This is a genomic window from Streptomyces sp. HSG2 (assembly GCF_016598575.1).
Lineage (GTDB): Bacteria > Actinomycetota > Actinomycetes > Streptomycetales > Streptomycetaceae > Streptomyces.
In genome coordinates this window covers 1,182,337-1,195,846 of sequence record NZ_CP066801.1, presented here as the reverse complement: position 1 = coordinate 1,195,846, position 13,510 = coordinate 1,182,337, and the positions used below count along the sequence as shown (strand labels likewise).

The 13,510-nt window shown below is 71.2% G+C and carries 15 protein-coding genes; 13 read left to right on the top strand and 2 right to left on the bottom strand.

Features of this window, described 5'->3' with window-relative positions:
- Window positions 1–53: 53 nt before the first annotated feature.
- Together JEK78_RS04710 and JEK78_RS04705 are read right to left on the bottom strand one after the other, a co-directional pair.
- Window positions 54–1,331 (bottom strand): cytosine permease, encoded by a 1,278-nt coding sequence (locus tag JEK78_RS04710; RefSeq protein ID WP_242483270.1) that lies wholly within the window; start codon window positions 1,329–1,331, stop codon window positions 54–56.
- A gap of 257 nt (window positions 1,332–1,588) precedes the next feature.
- Window positions 1,589–2,404 (bottom strand): methyltransferase domain-containing protein, encoded by an 816-nt coding sequence (locus JEK78_RS04705; RefSeq protein WP_242483269.1) that lies wholly within the window; start codon window positions 2,402–2,404, stop codon window positions 1,589–1,591.
- 653 nt (window positions 2,405–3,057) lie between these two features.
- Between JEK78_RS04705 and JEK78_RS04700 the strand changes: the two genes are divergently transcribed.
- The 13 genes from JEK78_RS04700 to dprA all read left to right on the top strand — a co-directional run bounded on the left by JEK78_RS04700 (window position 3,058) and on the right by dprA (window position 13,284).
- Window positions 3,058–3,654 (top strand): hypothetical protein, encoded by a 597-nt coding sequence (locus tag JEK78_RS04700; RefSeq protein ID WP_200262833.1) that lies wholly within the window; start codon window positions 3,058–3,060, stop codon window positions 3,652–3,654.
- A 216-nt stretch (window positions 3,655–3,870) separates the two neighbouring features.
- Entirely contained in the window at window positions 3,871–4,287 is a 417-nt protein-coding gene (rpsP, locus tag JEK78_RS04695) for a 30S ribosomal protein S16 (protein WP_200262832.1), read from the top strand.
- A gap of 2 nt (window positions 4,288–4,289) precedes the next feature.
- Entirely contained in the window at window positions 4,290–4,529 is a 240-nt protein-coding gene (locus JEK78_RS04690) for an RNA-binding protein (protein WP_200262831.1), read from the top strand.
- Between the two features lie 78 nt (window positions 4,530–4,607).
- Window positions 4,608–5,153 (top strand): ribosome maturation factor RimM, encoded by a 546-nt coding sequence (gene rimM / locus JEK78_RS04685; RefSeq protein WP_200262830.1) that lies wholly within the window; start codon window positions 4,608–4,610, stop codon window positions 5,151–5,153.
- The gene (gene trmD, locus JEK78_RS04680) at window positions 5,153–5,986 is read left to right on the top strand and encodes a tRNA (guanosine(37)-N1)-methyltransferase TrmD (RefSeq protein WP_200262829.1); all 834 of its coding nucleotides are present in this window, start codon (window positions 5,153–5,155) and stop codon (window positions 5,984–5,986) included. The genes rimM and trmD overlap by 1 nt, the downstream gene beginning before the upstream one ends.
- A gap of 138 nt (window positions 5,987–6,124) precedes the next feature.
- Window positions 6,125–6,475 carry a 50S ribosomal protein L19 gene (rplS, locus tag JEK78_RS04675; protein ID WP_200262828.1) on the top strand — a complete coding sequence of 117 codons (351 nt, stop codon included), beginning with the start codon at window positions 6,125–6,127 and terminating at the stop codon, window positions 6,473–6,475.
- Between the two features lie 44 nt (window positions 6,476–6,519).
- Window positions 6,520–7,266, top strand: coding sequence for a signal peptidase I (gene lepB, locus JEK78_RS04670; protein ID WP_200262827.1), 747 nt, complete (start codon window positions 6,520–6,522; stop codon window positions 7,264–7,266).
- Window positions 7,259–8,416 carry a signal peptidase I gene (gene lepB / locus JEK78_RS04665; RefSeq protein WP_242483268.1) on the top strand — a complete coding sequence of 386 codons (1,158 nt, stop codon included), beginning with the start codon at window positions 7,259–7,261 and terminating at the stop codon, window positions 8,414–8,416. Before lepB (JEK78_RS04670) ends, lepB (JEK78_RS04665) begins: the two co-directional genes overlap by 8 nt.
- Window positions 8,373–9,260 carry a signal peptidase I gene (gene lepB / locus JEK78_RS04660; RefSeq protein WP_347341200.1) on the top strand — a complete coding sequence of 296 codons (888 nt, stop codon included), beginning with the start codon at window positions 8,373–8,375 and terminating at the stop codon, window positions 9,258–9,260. The genes lepB (JEK78_RS04665) and lepB (JEK78_RS04660) overlap by 44 nt, the downstream gene beginning before the upstream one ends.
- Before the next feature lie 432 nt (window positions 9,261–9,692).
- Window positions 9,693–10,001 (top strand): DUF2469 domain-containing protein, encoded by a 309-nt coding sequence (locus tag JEK78_RS04655; protein WP_003965949.1) that lies wholly within the window; start codon window positions 9,693–9,695, stop codon window positions 9,999–10,001.
- Window positions 10,002–10,121: 120 nt separating this feature from the next.
- The gene (locus JEK78_RS04650) at window positions 10,122–10,493 is read left to right on the top strand and encodes a YraN family protein (RefSeq protein WP_200262825.1); all 372 of its coding nucleotides are present in this window, start codon (window positions 10,122–10,124) and stop codon (window positions 10,491–10,493) included.
- Window positions 10,493–12,115: a YifB family Mg chelatase-like AAA ATPase gene (locus JEK78_RS04645; protein ID WP_200262824.1), complete on the top strand. Its 1,623-nt coding sequence runs from the start codon at window positions 10,493–10,495 to the stop codon at window positions 12,113–12,115. The genes JEK78_RS04650 and JEK78_RS04645 overlap by 1 nt, the downstream gene beginning before the upstream one ends.
- Window positions 12,115–13,284, top strand: coding sequence for a DNA-processing protein DprA (dprA, locus tag JEK78_RS04640; protein WP_200262823.1), 1,170 nt, complete (start codon window positions 12,115–12,117; stop codon window positions 13,282–13,284). Before JEK78_RS04645 ends, dprA begins: the two co-directional genes overlap by 1 nt.
- Window positions 13,285–13,510: the final 226 nt, after the last annotated feature.

Sequence of the window (13,510 nt, the reverse complement as noted above, 5' to 3'; positions counted from 1 at the left end):
TCCCGTGCGGGGGCGAGCGTCGAGACGCACCGGGGTGGCCCGGTCGGACGCCCTCATGCGGTGCGCCCGCTTCGAGTCCCGCGGGTGCCGCCGGTCGATCCGAGTCTTCCCAGGGCGGAGTAGAGCCCGAAGGCCAGGGCGATGGAGTTCAGCGCCGGGACGCCGAATTGGAGCCAGTGACCTCCCGCGGCGGAGGCGGCCCACACCGCCAGGCAGGGGATCGACCATCGTGGCGGTTCGGCGGGCAGCTCGCCGCGTCGACGAGCGTCGTCGAGAGCTCCCCGCCACGTCCTCACCACGAAGTACTCGGCGATCATGATGCCCGCTACCGGTGGCAGAACCACCCCCATCGCCGTCAGCAGCGGTGTGAACTGCTCGATGATGCCTACGGCCGAGAGGGCCGATCCGGCCGAGCCGAGGGTCACGGCGACCACGACGCGCGATGGCCTCCTGCCTCCGAAGAGCACATCGACCGAGTTCACCGTGGCCAGCGAGGAGGCGTAGAGATTCCAGTCGTTCACCTTCAGCACGGCGGTGATCACGATCACTGCGGCGACCACCCCGCCCGAGCCCAGCACGATGGCCACGATGTCCGAGGATCCCGTCGCGTGGGCGAGCAGCACTCCGCTGAGGCAGACCGTGTACTCGCCGACGGTCACACCGACGACGGTCTGTTTGACCACGTCCGACGCGCTTCGGTTGAAGCGGGTCATGTCGGGCGTGAAGATCGCGCCCACGATGAAGCCACCGGCGACCAGGGTGGCGCCCGCGCCGATGGTCAGCGGTGACCCAGGAGGAGGAGAGGTGACCAGATCGGCCGGCGAGTGGGCGTTCAGGGTCCGCAGCACGGTGAACGCGATCAATGCAAGGAACAGTGGGACCACGGCGAAGGCCACCCACGTCATCGACGCGAATCCGTAGACGACGACCGCGATGACGATGGCGCCGCCGAGCAGGCACCAGGCCCACTGCGGACCGCCCACGGTCCGCTCCAGGCTCCGCGCCAGGAACGTGTTCTGAATCCCGAACCAGCCGACGGTGGTGAGCACGATGACGAGGCCCACGATCGCGGATCCTCCGCCGCCGAAGCCTGTCCAGCGTGCCAACAGCGCTGTCGGCAGACCTTCCCGCATTCCGGCGATTCCGGTCAGGATCGTGACGAGTTCCAGGAAGACGGAGCCGATGGTGATCGCGATCACCGCGTCGCGGAACGTCATCCCCATGCCGAGGGTCGTGCCGATCATGAACTGCGTGAGCGCGGAGAGCTGGCCGAGTCTCTGTACGAGCATGACGTACCACACCCGCTTCGCCCGCTCCGGGACGCGTCTCATCGTGTAGTCGTCAAGGCTCCTCGGAGCCTTTGCGGACCGGCCCCGCGCACGCGAGCCGTGCATCGTTCCTCCACGTTCGAAGGGTCTGCGAAGCGGAGCCGCGTGCGGGTGCCCCTCGGCGCCCGACGAGGAGTTCCTCGCCCGCGCGGCGGCAGGGCTCCGCGACAGCCTCTCGAACTCACGGTGCGGGCGCGCTCCCGCCACGCCGCCCACCCCTCAGTCATGGACGATGGCCTCCCGGCGGGAACGCCCCGCGCTCAGCGCGTGCGTGTGACGAGGTAGCGGAAGACGTTCGGCATCCACACCGCCCCGCCGGCGCGGCGATACGGCTGGAGCGCCTCGGCCAACTCCTTCTCGACCAGCGACCGGTCCGCCTCGCAGGCGGCGTTCAGCAACCCCGTCGACCACAGCCCCCGGACGGCGCTGTCGACATCCGCGTAGCCGAACGGGCAGGAGACTTCCCCGGAGCCGTCGGGGACGAGCCCTGTTCGACGGGCCACCTCCCGCAGCGCGGCGTCGCCGTCGGTTTCCGAGGCGGCCCCGTCCGATGCCTGGGCGAGACGGGCGACCGTCGCCAGCACGGAGGGCGTCGTGCACCGCTCCGTCGGCCCCCAGCCGGTCAGCACCACCGGCGTCTGGTGCTCGGCCAGCCGGATCGCCGCCGTCAGCGACTCCACGACGGCGTCGAGATCGGTCCCGAGGCCGATCGGTTCCAATGCGGTCACCACGGTGTACGGGCCGTCCGCCGTCCCGTGCAGCGCATGTGCCTCGCCGACGACGTTCCCGCCCCCGGGGGCCCGACCGCGGTTCGGGGGCAGGCCCCGACCGCCCTCCAGGGGCCCACCTTGCCCGGTGTGGCGGGTCGGAACCCGTCCGGTGTCCCGCGTACGCGGGTCCAATCGCTCGCGCGCGAGCGCGCGGCGTTCCGGGTCCGCGTCGACGCCGGTCACTCTGGCGCCCAGCGCGGTGGCCATCAGCAGTGCCAGGCCGGATCCGCAGCCCACTCCCAGCAGGCGCGTCCCGGCCCCCACGGCGAGTCGCCGGTACACCGCCTCGTAGAGGGGGACGAACATCCGTTCCTGGATCTCCGACCAGTCCCTGGCGGGGCAGGGAGCCTCTCTCGGGGATCCTCCGGTCCCGGGCGGGAGAGGGCGGCGCGCGTGTGCGGGTGCCGTGAGCACAGGTGCCATCGAGAACGCTCCGATCGACGAGAGTCCGTCGGCTGTCGCTGCACCCGGGGTCGTGACCCCGGGTGAGCGCACGCATTCCCCCCGTAGGTCAGGAAACCGCCGGCTCGGCCTCGCGTCCAGGGGTGGCGGGGGTCCGTTCGTCACGGGTCGTCCGGACGCGTGCGAGCGGGCTCCCGTCCCGGCCCCCCGGGCCTCGCGCGATGGTCCGGTGCCTGTCCGTCGCACCGGTCGCACGGGCCCCGGTGGCTCCCTCCCGCTGGCCACTGGGTACCGTCACGGTGACGTTGGACGCTCGCCGAAGGTGCCGTTCCCGCTCCGCGACCCCCTCGGGCGTTCGGTGGGACCTCGATGGGGCCCGCTACCGGTGCGTGCGTAGCGCGAGCTACGCACCGGCTTGCCATGAGACGCGAGACTTGTCCGCAGAACCGCGCAGCCGCCCTCGTCCGGAAGCATCAACGGAAACTGACGGGTACGAGCAAAATATTTGCGATGCCCCGGAATCGGAACACCGAGGCACCCGGGCTCGTTGTCATTACGTGAGCACGACACCACCTGTTCTCGCCGCAGAGCTGGCGCGGGCGTGGGCCGACATTCAGCGGCACCACCCCGAACTGCCGGATCTCGCCGCGCCCGAGTCCCTGATCGGGGAGTCGTCGTCCGCTTGCGGGCACGGACTCTCCTTCGAGCGATTGCTCCACGAGGCGGTCCACGGCATCGCCGCCGCCCGTGGAGTCCGTGACACCTCCCGAGCCGGGCGGTACCACAACCGCAGATTCCTGGTGATCGCCGGGGAGCTGGGGCTGGACCACCCGGAGGAACCCCACCCCAGCAGCGGCTTCTCCCTGGTCACCCTCAGCGCCGAGGCGAAGCGCCGCTATCGGCCCACCATCGAACGCCTGCACCGCGCGCTCAAGGCGCACTCGGCGGCCACCGAGGCGGACTCCGCCCGGACCTTCCGAGGCCCCGCCGCTCGTCACGGGTCGTCCGGGGGCGGTGTCCGGGTCAAGGCCGTCTGCGACTGTGGACGCAACGTCCGGGTCGTCCCGTCCGTGCTGGCGCAGGCGCCGATCGTCTGTGGGGGCTGCGGGAAGCCCTTCCGGATCCCGGAACCGGTGGGCGCGGCGGCGGGCTGACTCGCGACCGGCGTCTCGTGGCCGCCGGTCGAGGTCGGGGAACGGGAGCGGTCCCGAGGCCGCCCGGGCCGTGTGGCAGAATGGTCAGCTGTACTCGACAGCCGCACAGGATCCCTCTCTCCTCCGGCTGACGCGTCCATCGGGCAGTTCGGGTACCGCAGCCCCACGCGGCGTCCCGCCGTGCCCTACCACGTCAATCCAGGAGAATCCACTCCCGTGGCAGTCAAGATCAAGCTGAAGCGTCTGGGCAAGATCCGTTCGCCTCACTACCGCATCGTCGTCGCCGACTCCCGCACCCGCCGTGACGGCCGTGCGATCGAGGAGATCGGCAAGTACCACCCGACGTACAACCCGTCGGTGATGGAGGTCGACGCGGACCGCGTGGCCTACTGGCTCTCGGTCGGCGCCCAGCCGACCGAGCCCGTTCTCGCCATCCTGAAGAAGACCGGCGACTGGCAGAAGTTCAAGGGCGAGCCCGCCCCGGCGCCGCTGCTGCAGCCGGCGGAGAAGGCGGCCCGACCCACGTTCGAGGCGCTCGGCGGCGAGGACGAGGGCAAGGGTGAGGCGATCACCCAGAAGAAGAAGGCTGAGAAGAAGGACGAGGCCGCCGCCGAGTCCGGCGCCGAGGCCTGAGCATGCTCGAGGAGGCTCTCGAGCACCTCGTGAAGGGCATCGTCGACAACCCCGACGATGTGCGGGTGGCGTCGCGCACCCTGCGGCGCGGCCGCGTGTTGGAGGTTCGGGTACACCCCGAGGACCTCGGCAAGGTGATCGGCCGCAACGGTCGCACCGCACGCGCGTTGCGTACCGTCGTGGGCGCCATCGGCGGCCGGGGCGTCCGCGTCGATTTGGTCGACGTGGATCACGTCCGCTGAAGCTTCGCAGCACCGGCTCGGGCCGGGGAGGGCCGTCGGCCCTCCCCGGCCCGTGGTCGTGGGACAGGAGATCACACAGTGCAGTTGGTAGTCGCGCGCATCGGTCGTGCCCACGGCATCAGGGGCGAGGTGAGTGTCGAGGTGCGCACCGACGAGCCGGAGCTCCGGCTCGGCCCCGGTGCCGTCCTGGCGACCGACCCCCCCGCCGTCGGCCCCCTGACCATCGAGACCGGTCGTGTCCACAGCGGTCGGTTGCTGCTGCGCTTCGTCGGAATCCGGGACCGCGGTGCCGCGGAGGCACTGCGCAACACTCTGTTGATCGCCGAGGTCGACCCGGACGAACGACCCGACGGGGAGGACGAGTACTACGATCACCAGTTGATCGACCTGGACGTGGTCACCGTCGACGGCACGCCGGTCGGCAGGATCACCGGGATCTCCCACCTGCCCACCCAGGACCTGTTCGTGGTGGAGCGGGCGGACGGTGGCGAGGTCTACGTGCCGTTCGTCGGCGAGATCGTCACCGAGATCGACCTCGACGCGCAGCGCGCGGTCGTCGACCCGCCGCCCGGGCTGATCGACGAGGCGGTCGGCGCCCCGGTACCCGACGAGGGCGACGCCTGATGCGCCTCGACGTCGTCACCATCTTCCCCGAGTACCTGGAGCCGTTGAACGTCTCCCTGGTCGGCAAGGCGCGTGCCCGAGGCCGGTTGGGAGTCCACGTTCACGATCTGCGCGACTGGACCCACGACCGGCACCACACGGTCGACGACACGCCATACGGGGGCGGGCCCGGCATGGTCATGAAGACCGAGCCCTGGGGCGACGCCCTGGACACGGTGTTGGCCGACGGCTACGAACGGGGCGGTCGCCGGCCGGCGCTCGTCGTGCCCACACCCTCGGGGCGCCCCTTCACCCAGGAACTCGCCGGTCGCCTCTCGGAGCGTCCCTGGCTGATCTTCACGCCCGCCCGGTACGAGGGCATCGACCGGCGGGTCGTGGACGAGTACGCCGCGAGGATGCCGGTGTACGAGGTGTCCATCGGCGACTACGTCCTCGCCGGCGGCGAGGCCGCCGTGCTCGTGATCATCGAGGCGGTCGCACGCCTGCTGCCCGGAGTGCTGGGCAACGCGCAGTCCCACCGGGACGACTCCTTCGCGCCCGGCGCCATGGCCGACCTGTTGGAGGGGCCGGTCTACACCAAGCCGCCGCGGTGGCGGGACCGGGCGGTTCCGGAGGTGTTGCTCAGCGGGGACCACGGCCGCATCGCCAGGTGGCGTAGGAACGCGGCACTGGAGCGGACCGCCGCCCACCGTCCCGATCTGATCGAGCGGTGCCCGCCGGAGACCTTCGACCGGCGGGATCGCGAGACACTGTCGGTCCTGGGTTGGGAACCGGATCCGCGAGGGGAGCGTCGCGGCCGGTTTTGGCGCCGGGGCGACCTCGTGGAAGAATAGGCCGCTGCCGGTCGTACGCATGTCCGGTGGGCGCCCCTGCCACGGGGGGAGACGACGCCCGCCCCGACTCGCGCGGCACCGAATCGAACCTCTACGTTCCGCTGATGACCCGTGGCATCGGCGAGGAAAGCAGTCCACATGTCCCACGTGCTCGACACCGTCGACGCCGCGTCGCTGCGCAGCGACATCCCCGCCTTCCGCCCCGGTGACACGGTCAACGTGCACGTGCGGGTCATCGAAGGCAACCGCTCCCGTGTGCAGCAGTTCAAGGGTGTGGTCATCCGTCGCCAGGGCTCCGGCGTGCGCGAGACCTTCACGGTTCGCAAGGTCTCCTTCTCCGTCGGCGTGGAGCGCACCTTCCCGGTGCACACCCCGATCGTGGAGAAGATCGAGCTGGTCACCCGGGGCGCTGTCCGGCGCGCCAAGCTCTACTACTTGCGTGACCTTCGGGGCAAGGCCGCGAAGATCAAGGAGAAGCGCGAGAACTGATCGCGCCTCGGCGTGTCCATCGTCGTGGACGGCGTCTGACTTCGATGGAGACCCCACCGAATCGGCCCGAGCGCGACCGTTCGACCCGTTCCCCCTCGCCCGAGGAGATCTCGGTTCCGAGGGAACGAGGAGGGCGGTCGCGTTCGCTCGTTCCACGGCGGATCACGCGCCTGGTGCCGGGCGGCCTGGTCACGTGTGTTCTGCTGGCCTTGGCAGTGTTCCCCCCGGCGCTCTCCGCCTTCGTCGCGCAGCCCTTCAGGATCCCGAGTGGATCCATGGAGCCCACCTTGGCGGTGGGAGACCGCGTACTCGCCAACAAGTTGGCGTACCGTTTCGATGACCGGCCGATGCGCGGCGACATCGTCGTCTTCGACGGTACGGGCCACTTCGGGGACGGCGTCTACGTCAAGCGCGTCGTGGGCGTCGGCGGGGACCGTGTGACCTGCTGCGACGAGGAGGGGAGGCTTCGGGTGAACGGACGGTCCGTCGACGAGTCGACGTTCCTTCACCCGGGTGACAGCGCCTCCGCCGTGGACTTCGACGTGCGGGTGCCCGAGGGCAGGCTGTTCCTCCTCGGCGACCACCGTTCCGCTTCGCGCGACTCGCGCGACCTGCTGGGCTCGCCGGGGGGTGGCATGGTCCCGGCGGATCGGGTGATCGGCCGCGCCGACTGGATCGTGTGGCCCCGCGACCACGCCTCCCGCCTGGAACGAGCGGCGGGCCCGCCGTCGGTCGGTCGGCTTTCTCCGGTGGACCTCGACCAAGGCGTCCCGGAGGGGCCCCGTGGGTAGTCGCGGCAAGCCGCGCGGGGGGGCCGCCGGTTCCGCGGAGAGCCTCTTGCCCACCGGCACCAGGAGGGCCAGGGAACCGTCCGGCGGTCGCTCCCGCGCGGAGCGGCGGAAGCTCCAGCGCAAGGTCAGGCGGCGGCGCAGGAGCGGAGCCGTGAAGGAGGTGCCGCTTCTCGTCGGCGTGGCCGTGCTGATCGCGCTGGTCCTCAAGACCTTCCTGCTCCAGGCCTTCGTGATCCCCTCCGGGTCCATGGAGCAGACCATCCGGGTCGGAGACCGGGTCATCGTCGACAAGCTCACCCCATGGTTCGGGGCCGAGCCGCAGCGGGGAGACGTGGTCGTCTTCAGCGATCCCGGCGGCTGGCTGCGAGGGGAGGGTACTCCGGTCTCCGACGACCCCCTCGTCGTCGGGCAGGTCAAGAAGGGCCTGGCCCTGATCGGTCTGTTGCCGTCGGACGACGAGCAGGATCTGATCAAGAGGGTGGTGGGTGTGGGCGGTGACCGTGTCCGCTGCTGCGACGCGGAGGGCCGCGTCACCGTCAACGGCGTCCCGCTGGACGAGCGCGCCTACCTCTACCCCGGGGACCTGCCCTCCCGCGAGGAGTTCGACATCACCGTCCCGGACGGCCGGCTGTGGGTCATGGGCGACCACCGCTCCGCCTCCGCCGACTCCAGGGAACACCAGGAGACCTACTCCGGTACGGTCTCGAAGGACGACGTGCTGGGGCGGGCCATGCTCATCGCGTGGCCGTTCGGGCACTGGGCCACCCTGGACAGGCCGGACACCTATGCCGCCGTGCCCGACGCGGAATCCCCCGCGGGAGTCGCCTCCGCCGCTTCGCATAGGGTTGGCGCCTACGATGCGAAAGAGATGATCTGGCTCCCGATCCCTGCGGTACTCCCGCTCGTTATGGGAGTACTGGGCCCGCGCCGCGCACGGCGCGGGCGGCGGCACGGAAGAAGGAGTTGGCGTGGGGGATGTGGCGGTTGGCGCACGGTCCGGACAGGGTGGCGAAGACGACCGCGGGCGGTCCGTGGAAGCGGCTACCACGGGCGCGGGCGGCGCTTCCACCCCGGAGAACGACGGACCGGCGACAGAGGGTGGCGCGGTGACGAACGACGGGTCCGAGGACGGACGCGCCGGCGCTGGTGAAGAGGGCGGCCGACGAGCGTCCCCCGGCGGAGGACAGGCGAAGAAGCAGCGTTCCTTCTGGAAGGAACTGCCGATCCTGATCGGTGTCGCCTTGGTGCTCGCCCTCCTCATCAAGACGTTCCTGGTCCAGGCCTTCTCCATCCCGTCCGCGTCGATGCAGAACACCCTCACCGAGGGCGACCGGGTACTCGTCGACAAGCTGACGCCCTGGTTCGGATCCGAGCCGGAGCGGGGCGAGGTCGTCGTCTTCCACGACCCCGACGACTGGCTCGCGGGCGAGCCCACCGCCGATCCGAACGCTTTGCAGACCTTCCTTAGCTGGATCGGCCTGATGCCGTCCGCCGAGGAGCAGGACCTGATCAAGCGGGTCATCGCGGTGGGCGGCGACAGGGTCCAGTGCCAGGGCACCGGCCCGGTCATGGTCAACGGCAAGGCGTTGGACGAGCCCTACGTCTACCCGGGCAACACGCCCTGCAGCGTGGACGAACAGGGCGGTCAGTTCGACAAAACCGTCCCGGACGGCTTCATCTGGGTCATGGGCGACCACCGGCAGAACTCGCGCGACTCGCGCTACAACACCGGCGACGAGAACGGCGGCATGGTGCCGGTGGAGGATGTGATCGGACGAGCCATCGTGGTCGCCTGGCCGATCGACCGTTGGCACACCCTGCCGATCCCCTCGACCTTCGACCAGGCCGGCCTCAACGACCAGGCGTCCGCTGCCCGACTGCTGTCCGTGGCGCCGCACGGAGCAGCCCTCGCCGGGGCCGCGCCGCTTCTCCTCTGGAAGCGCCGGAGGATCGACACGCCCCTGGCGCGCCGAGCGGACGAAACGCGGGGCTGACCGCGTCGCTGGTCCGCAGTGGCGCGCGGGACGACGGGCACGAGCGTCTGGGGTCGGTCCGCCCTCTCCCGCCCCCTCCACGACCGCCGACGCTTCGTCGACCGTCAGGCCGTCCGTGCGAGCCGACGCCATGGTCCCGTCTTCGACGGGTCCACGAGCGTGGCCGTCCAGCCCCGCGACGGACGACCCTCTGATCACGACCGATGCCGGGCGGCGGACGCCGTCTCGTGTGGCCCGGCCCTTCGGGTGCTCCGGGGGACGCGCGCGGGGCCTGCCCCCGCTCGTGAGACGGTGTACTCGACCACGTACACCGCGTTGCCGCGCGAGCGGCTCGCCCGCGGTCCCGGCCGGCGACTCCGCGCACCGAAATCGACTGGCGGTCGGCGGGGCCGGCGCACAATGGGGGGACGCACGGCTGAAGGGGAACATGCCATGAGCGCCGAGGACCTCGAGAAGTACGAGACCGAGATGGAGCTGAAGCTCTACCGGGAGTACCGCGATGTCGTCGGTCTGTTCAAGTACGTGATCGAGACGGAGCGCCGCTTCTACCTGACCAACGACTACGAGATGCAGGTGCACTCCGTCCAGGGCGAGGTCTTCTTCGAGGTCTCCATGGCCGACGCCTGGGTCTGGGACATGTACCGGCCCGCGCGATTCGTGAAGCAGGTACGGGTCCTCACTTTCAAGGACGTCAATATCGAGGAGCTGAACAAGAGCGACCTCGAACTGCCGGGCGGCTGACCGCGTCACCGCATCACCCGGCCGAGTGGCGAAGTTTTCCACACCCGCCCGCCGGTCCACCAAGATCCACTGTCGAGCCGGGAAGGCGCGACCGTTGGCACCACCGAAGGAGGTGCCGACATGACCACCCCACAGGCACGCAGGGCTCTCGGCAGGTACGGCGAGGACCTGGCGGCTCGCCGATTGGCCCAGGCGGGCATGACGCTGCTGGCGCGCAACTGGCGCGGCGGCCGCACGGGAGAGATCGACATCGTCGCCCGAGACGGCGACGTCCTGGTCGTCTGCGAGGTCAAGACCCGTCGAGCGGGCGTGCTCCCCCAACCGATGGCGGCCGTCCCACCCGCCAAGGTCGCGCGCCTCCGTGATCTCGCGGCGACCTGGGCGCACCACCATGGGGGCGCGCCGCCGGGCGGCATCCGAATCGACCTCGTGGGAATCGTGTTGCCCCGTCGGGGCGGGCCCCTCGTCGAGCACGCCAAGGGGGTGGCGTGATGGGGTTCGCGCGCACCTGCTCCGTGGCGTTGGTCGGGGTGGAGGGTGTGCCAGTCGAGGTCCAGGCGGGGCTGGAACCGGGTGTCGCGGCCTTCACCCTGGTCGGGCTGCCGGACAAAAGCCTCACCGAGAGCCGGGACCGCGTCCGGGCCGCCGTCGTCAACTCGGGCATCGAGTGGCCGCAGAAGAAGCTCACCGTCGGACTCAGTCCGGCATCGGTGCCCAAGAGCGGCAGCGGGTTCGACATCGCCGTCGCCGCGGCCGTGCTCGGTGCCGCGGAGCGCGTGGACCCTCGTGCGCTGGCGGACATCGTCATGATCGGCGAGCTCGGCCTCGACGGCGGGGCTCGGCCGGTCCGGGGCGTCCTGCCCGCGGTCCTGGCCGCGGCCGAGGCGGGCTACGAGCGCGTCGTGGTACCCGAGAGCTCCGCGGTCGAGGCGTCGCTCGTGCCGGGCGTCTCCGTGCTCGGTGTGCGCAGCCTCAGGCAACTGGTGGCGATCCTGGCCGACGAGCCGGCCCCCGACGAGGAGCCCGCGCTCGGCCGGCGCCCCGACCCTTCGAGGGCCGGACTCCGACTGCCCGGGACGACCGATGCCACCGGGGTGATGGCGGGGATCCTTCCACACGAGACGGTGCCCGACCTCTCGGACGTGGTGGGTCAGCGGGTGGCACGGACCGCGTTGGAGATCGCCGCGGCGGGCTCGCACCACCTGTTCCTGGAGGGTCCGCCGGGTGCGGGCAAGACCATGCTCGCCGAGCGGCTTCCCGCCGTGCTGCCGCCGCTGACCCGCCGGGAGTCGCTGGAGGTGACCGCGGTCCACTCCGTGGCCGGGCTGCTGCCACCAGGAAGACCGTTGATCGATTCCGCTCCCTACTGCGCGCCCCATCACTCGGCCACCATGCAGGCCCTGGTGGGCGGTGGCCCCGGTGTCGCGCGACCCGGAGCCGTCTCGCTGGCCCATCGAGGCGTGATCTTTCTCGACGAGGCGCCCGAATTCAGCCGGCATGCCTTGGACGCTCTTCGGCAGCCACTGGAGAACGGCCACGTCGTCGTGGCACGCAGTGCGGGCATGGTTCGCTATCCGGCCAGGTTCCTGATGCTGCTCGCGGCGAATCCCTGCCCTTGTGGGCGTCTCGCTCGGGAGGACGCTCTCTGCGAGTGCCCGCCCTCGGCCATCCGCAGGTACCAGGCCCGCCTGTCCGGCCCACTCCTGGACAGGGTCGACCTGAGGGTGGAGGTGGAACGTGTCACCCGGGCCCAGCTCACCGAGGCCGGGGCCCGAGGCGATTCCACCGCGCGGGTCGCGGACCGGGTCCGCGGCGCCCGGGAGCGGACCGCCGCCCGGCTCGCCGGCACGCCTTGGCGGAGCAACGCCGAGGTCCCGGGCCGAGAGCTGCGCGATCGGTGGCCCCCGGCTCCCGGCGCCCTCGACCGGGCGGAGCGCGGTCTGGAGCGAGGCTCGTTGACCGCGCGAGGACTCGACCGCGTGTTGCGGGTGGCCTGGACGGTGGCGGACCTCTCCGGCCACGACCGGCCTCGTGCCGAGGACGTGGGGCTCGCGCTGCAACTGCGTACAGGAGTGCCGAGCGGCGTTCCCGTGTCCATCGGATCCTTCACGTGATGCCTCGTACCCACCCGCCCCGGTTCGGCGAGGACGAACGCCTGGACAGGATCTTCCTCACCCGGGTGTTCGAACCGGGCGACGAGCTCGGAGGGCGTTGGCTCCGCGAGATCGGTCTCGTGGAGGTCGCGCGCCGACTGACGGAGGAAGGACCCGCCCTCCCGGGCGTCGGGCCTCGACGTTGGGCGGGGCTGCGGGCCCGGGCTCGGCGGGCTCGGCCGGATCTCGATCTCTCCGCGGCCCGGAAGGCGGGGATGCGCTTCCTGATCCCGGACGACCTGGAGTGGCCGGGACCGCTCGAGGATCTCGGCGACGCCCGACCGCTGGGGCTGTGGGTGCGCGGCCGACCGGATCTGCGCATCTGGGCCCTGCGGTCGGTGGCCGTGGTCGGGGCGCGCGCCTGTACCCAGTACGGCGCGCACATGGCGGCCACCCTGGCGGCGGACCTCACCGAACGAGGGTGGGTGGTGGTGTCGGGCGGAGCCTATGGCGTCGACGGCGCCGCGCATCGCGGTGCCCTGGGCGTCGGCGGCGCCACCATCGCGGTCCTCGCCTCGGGTCTGGACCGACCCTACCCCCGGGGACACAGCCGACTGCTCGACCGTGTCGCCGAGCAGGGGCTGGTGGTCGGAGAGCTGCCGCCGGGAGACCATCCCACGGCCACGCGCTTCCTGCTCCGCAACCGCCTGATCGCCGCGCTGACCCGAGGGACGGTCGTGGTGGAGGCCGCCTACCGAAGCGGGTCGTTGGTGACGGCGCGAGCGGCCTCGCGTCTGGGGCGGTTCGTCATGGGGGTCCCGGGGCCTGCCACCAGCGGTTGCTCGGCCGGAGTCCACCGTCTGCTACGGGAGGAGGCCGAGCTCGTCACCGACGCCGCCGACATCGTCGAACTGGTCGGAGCGATGGGTGAACTCGCTCCCGAGCGCCGCGGACCCGTGATCCCTCGTGATCTCCTGCCGTCACCGGCCCGGCGGGTGCTGGAGGCCTTGCCCGCCGGCGGGACCGTGTCCGCGGCGGACGTCGCCTGTCGGGCGCAGACCGTGGAGGGTGACGCACTCGCCCGGCTGTACGAGCTTCGGGCGCTCGGCCATGTCGAACGACACGTCGATGGTTGGAAGTTGACACGCCAGGGCAGAGCCACGGGTCGAGGCGAGGCCGTCGGGGGCTGACCCAGGTCGTTCGGCCGTCCGAGGGACGCCCGACACCGTTGGGAGCACGTGTAGTTGAGGGAAGCGGGAGTGTGCTCTCGACGGTGGCGGCCTCTCGGACTGGCGCGCGAGGAACGTATCCGCGATGTCCCACACTCCGACCTTCGCTCAAAGCCACCGTCCAGTCACGCTACGCTCACGATGCCCCTCACGGGCGCACCGATCCAGACGTGTCACGACCACGCAA

What these genes read in the sequence shown, in the direction of transcription:
- JEK78_RS04710 (WP_242483270.1), bottom strand. Translation starts at nt 1,331, where the DNA reads ATGAGACGCGTCCCGGAGCGGGCGAAGCGGGTGTGGTACGTCATGCTC.
- JEK78_RS04705 (WP_242483269.1), bottom strand. Translation starts at nt 2,404, where the DNA reads ATGTTCGTCCCCCTCTACGAGGCGGTGTACCGGCGACTCGCCGTGGGG.
- JEK78_RS04690 (WP_200262831.1), top strand. Translation starts at nt 4,290, where the DNA reads ATGCTCGAGGAGGCTCTCGAGCACCTCGTGAAGGGCATCGTCGACAAC.
- trmD (WP_200262829.1), top strand. Translation starts at nt 5,153, where the DNA reads ATGCGCCTCGACGTCGTCACCATCTTCCCCGAGTACCTGGAGCCGTTG.
- rplS (WP_200262828.1), top strand. Translation starts at nt 6,125, where the DNA reads ATGTCCCACGTGCTCGACACCGTCGACGCCGCGTCGCTGCGCAGCGAC.
- lepB (WP_200262827.1), top strand. Translation starts at nt 6,520, where the DNA reads ATGGAGACCCCACCGAATCGGCCCGAGCGCGACCGTTCGACCCGTTCC.
- JEK78_RS04655 (WP_003965949.1), top strand. Translation starts at nt 9,693, where the DNA reads ATGAGCGCCGAGGACCTCGAGAAGTACGAGACCGAGATGGAGCTGAAG.
- JEK78_RS04650 (WP_200262825.1), top strand. Translation starts at nt 10,122, where the DNA reads ATGACCACCCCACAGGCACGCAGGGCTCTCGGCAGGTACGGCGAGGAC.
- JEK78_RS04645 (WP_200262824.1), top strand. Translation starts at nt 10,493, where the DNA reads ATGGGGTTCGCGCGCACCTGCTCCGTGGCGTTGGTCGGGGTGGAGGGT.
- dprA (WP_200262823.1), top strand. Translation starts at nt 12,115, where the DNA reads ATGCCTCGTACCCACCCGCCCCGGTTCGGCGAGGACGAACGCCTGGAC.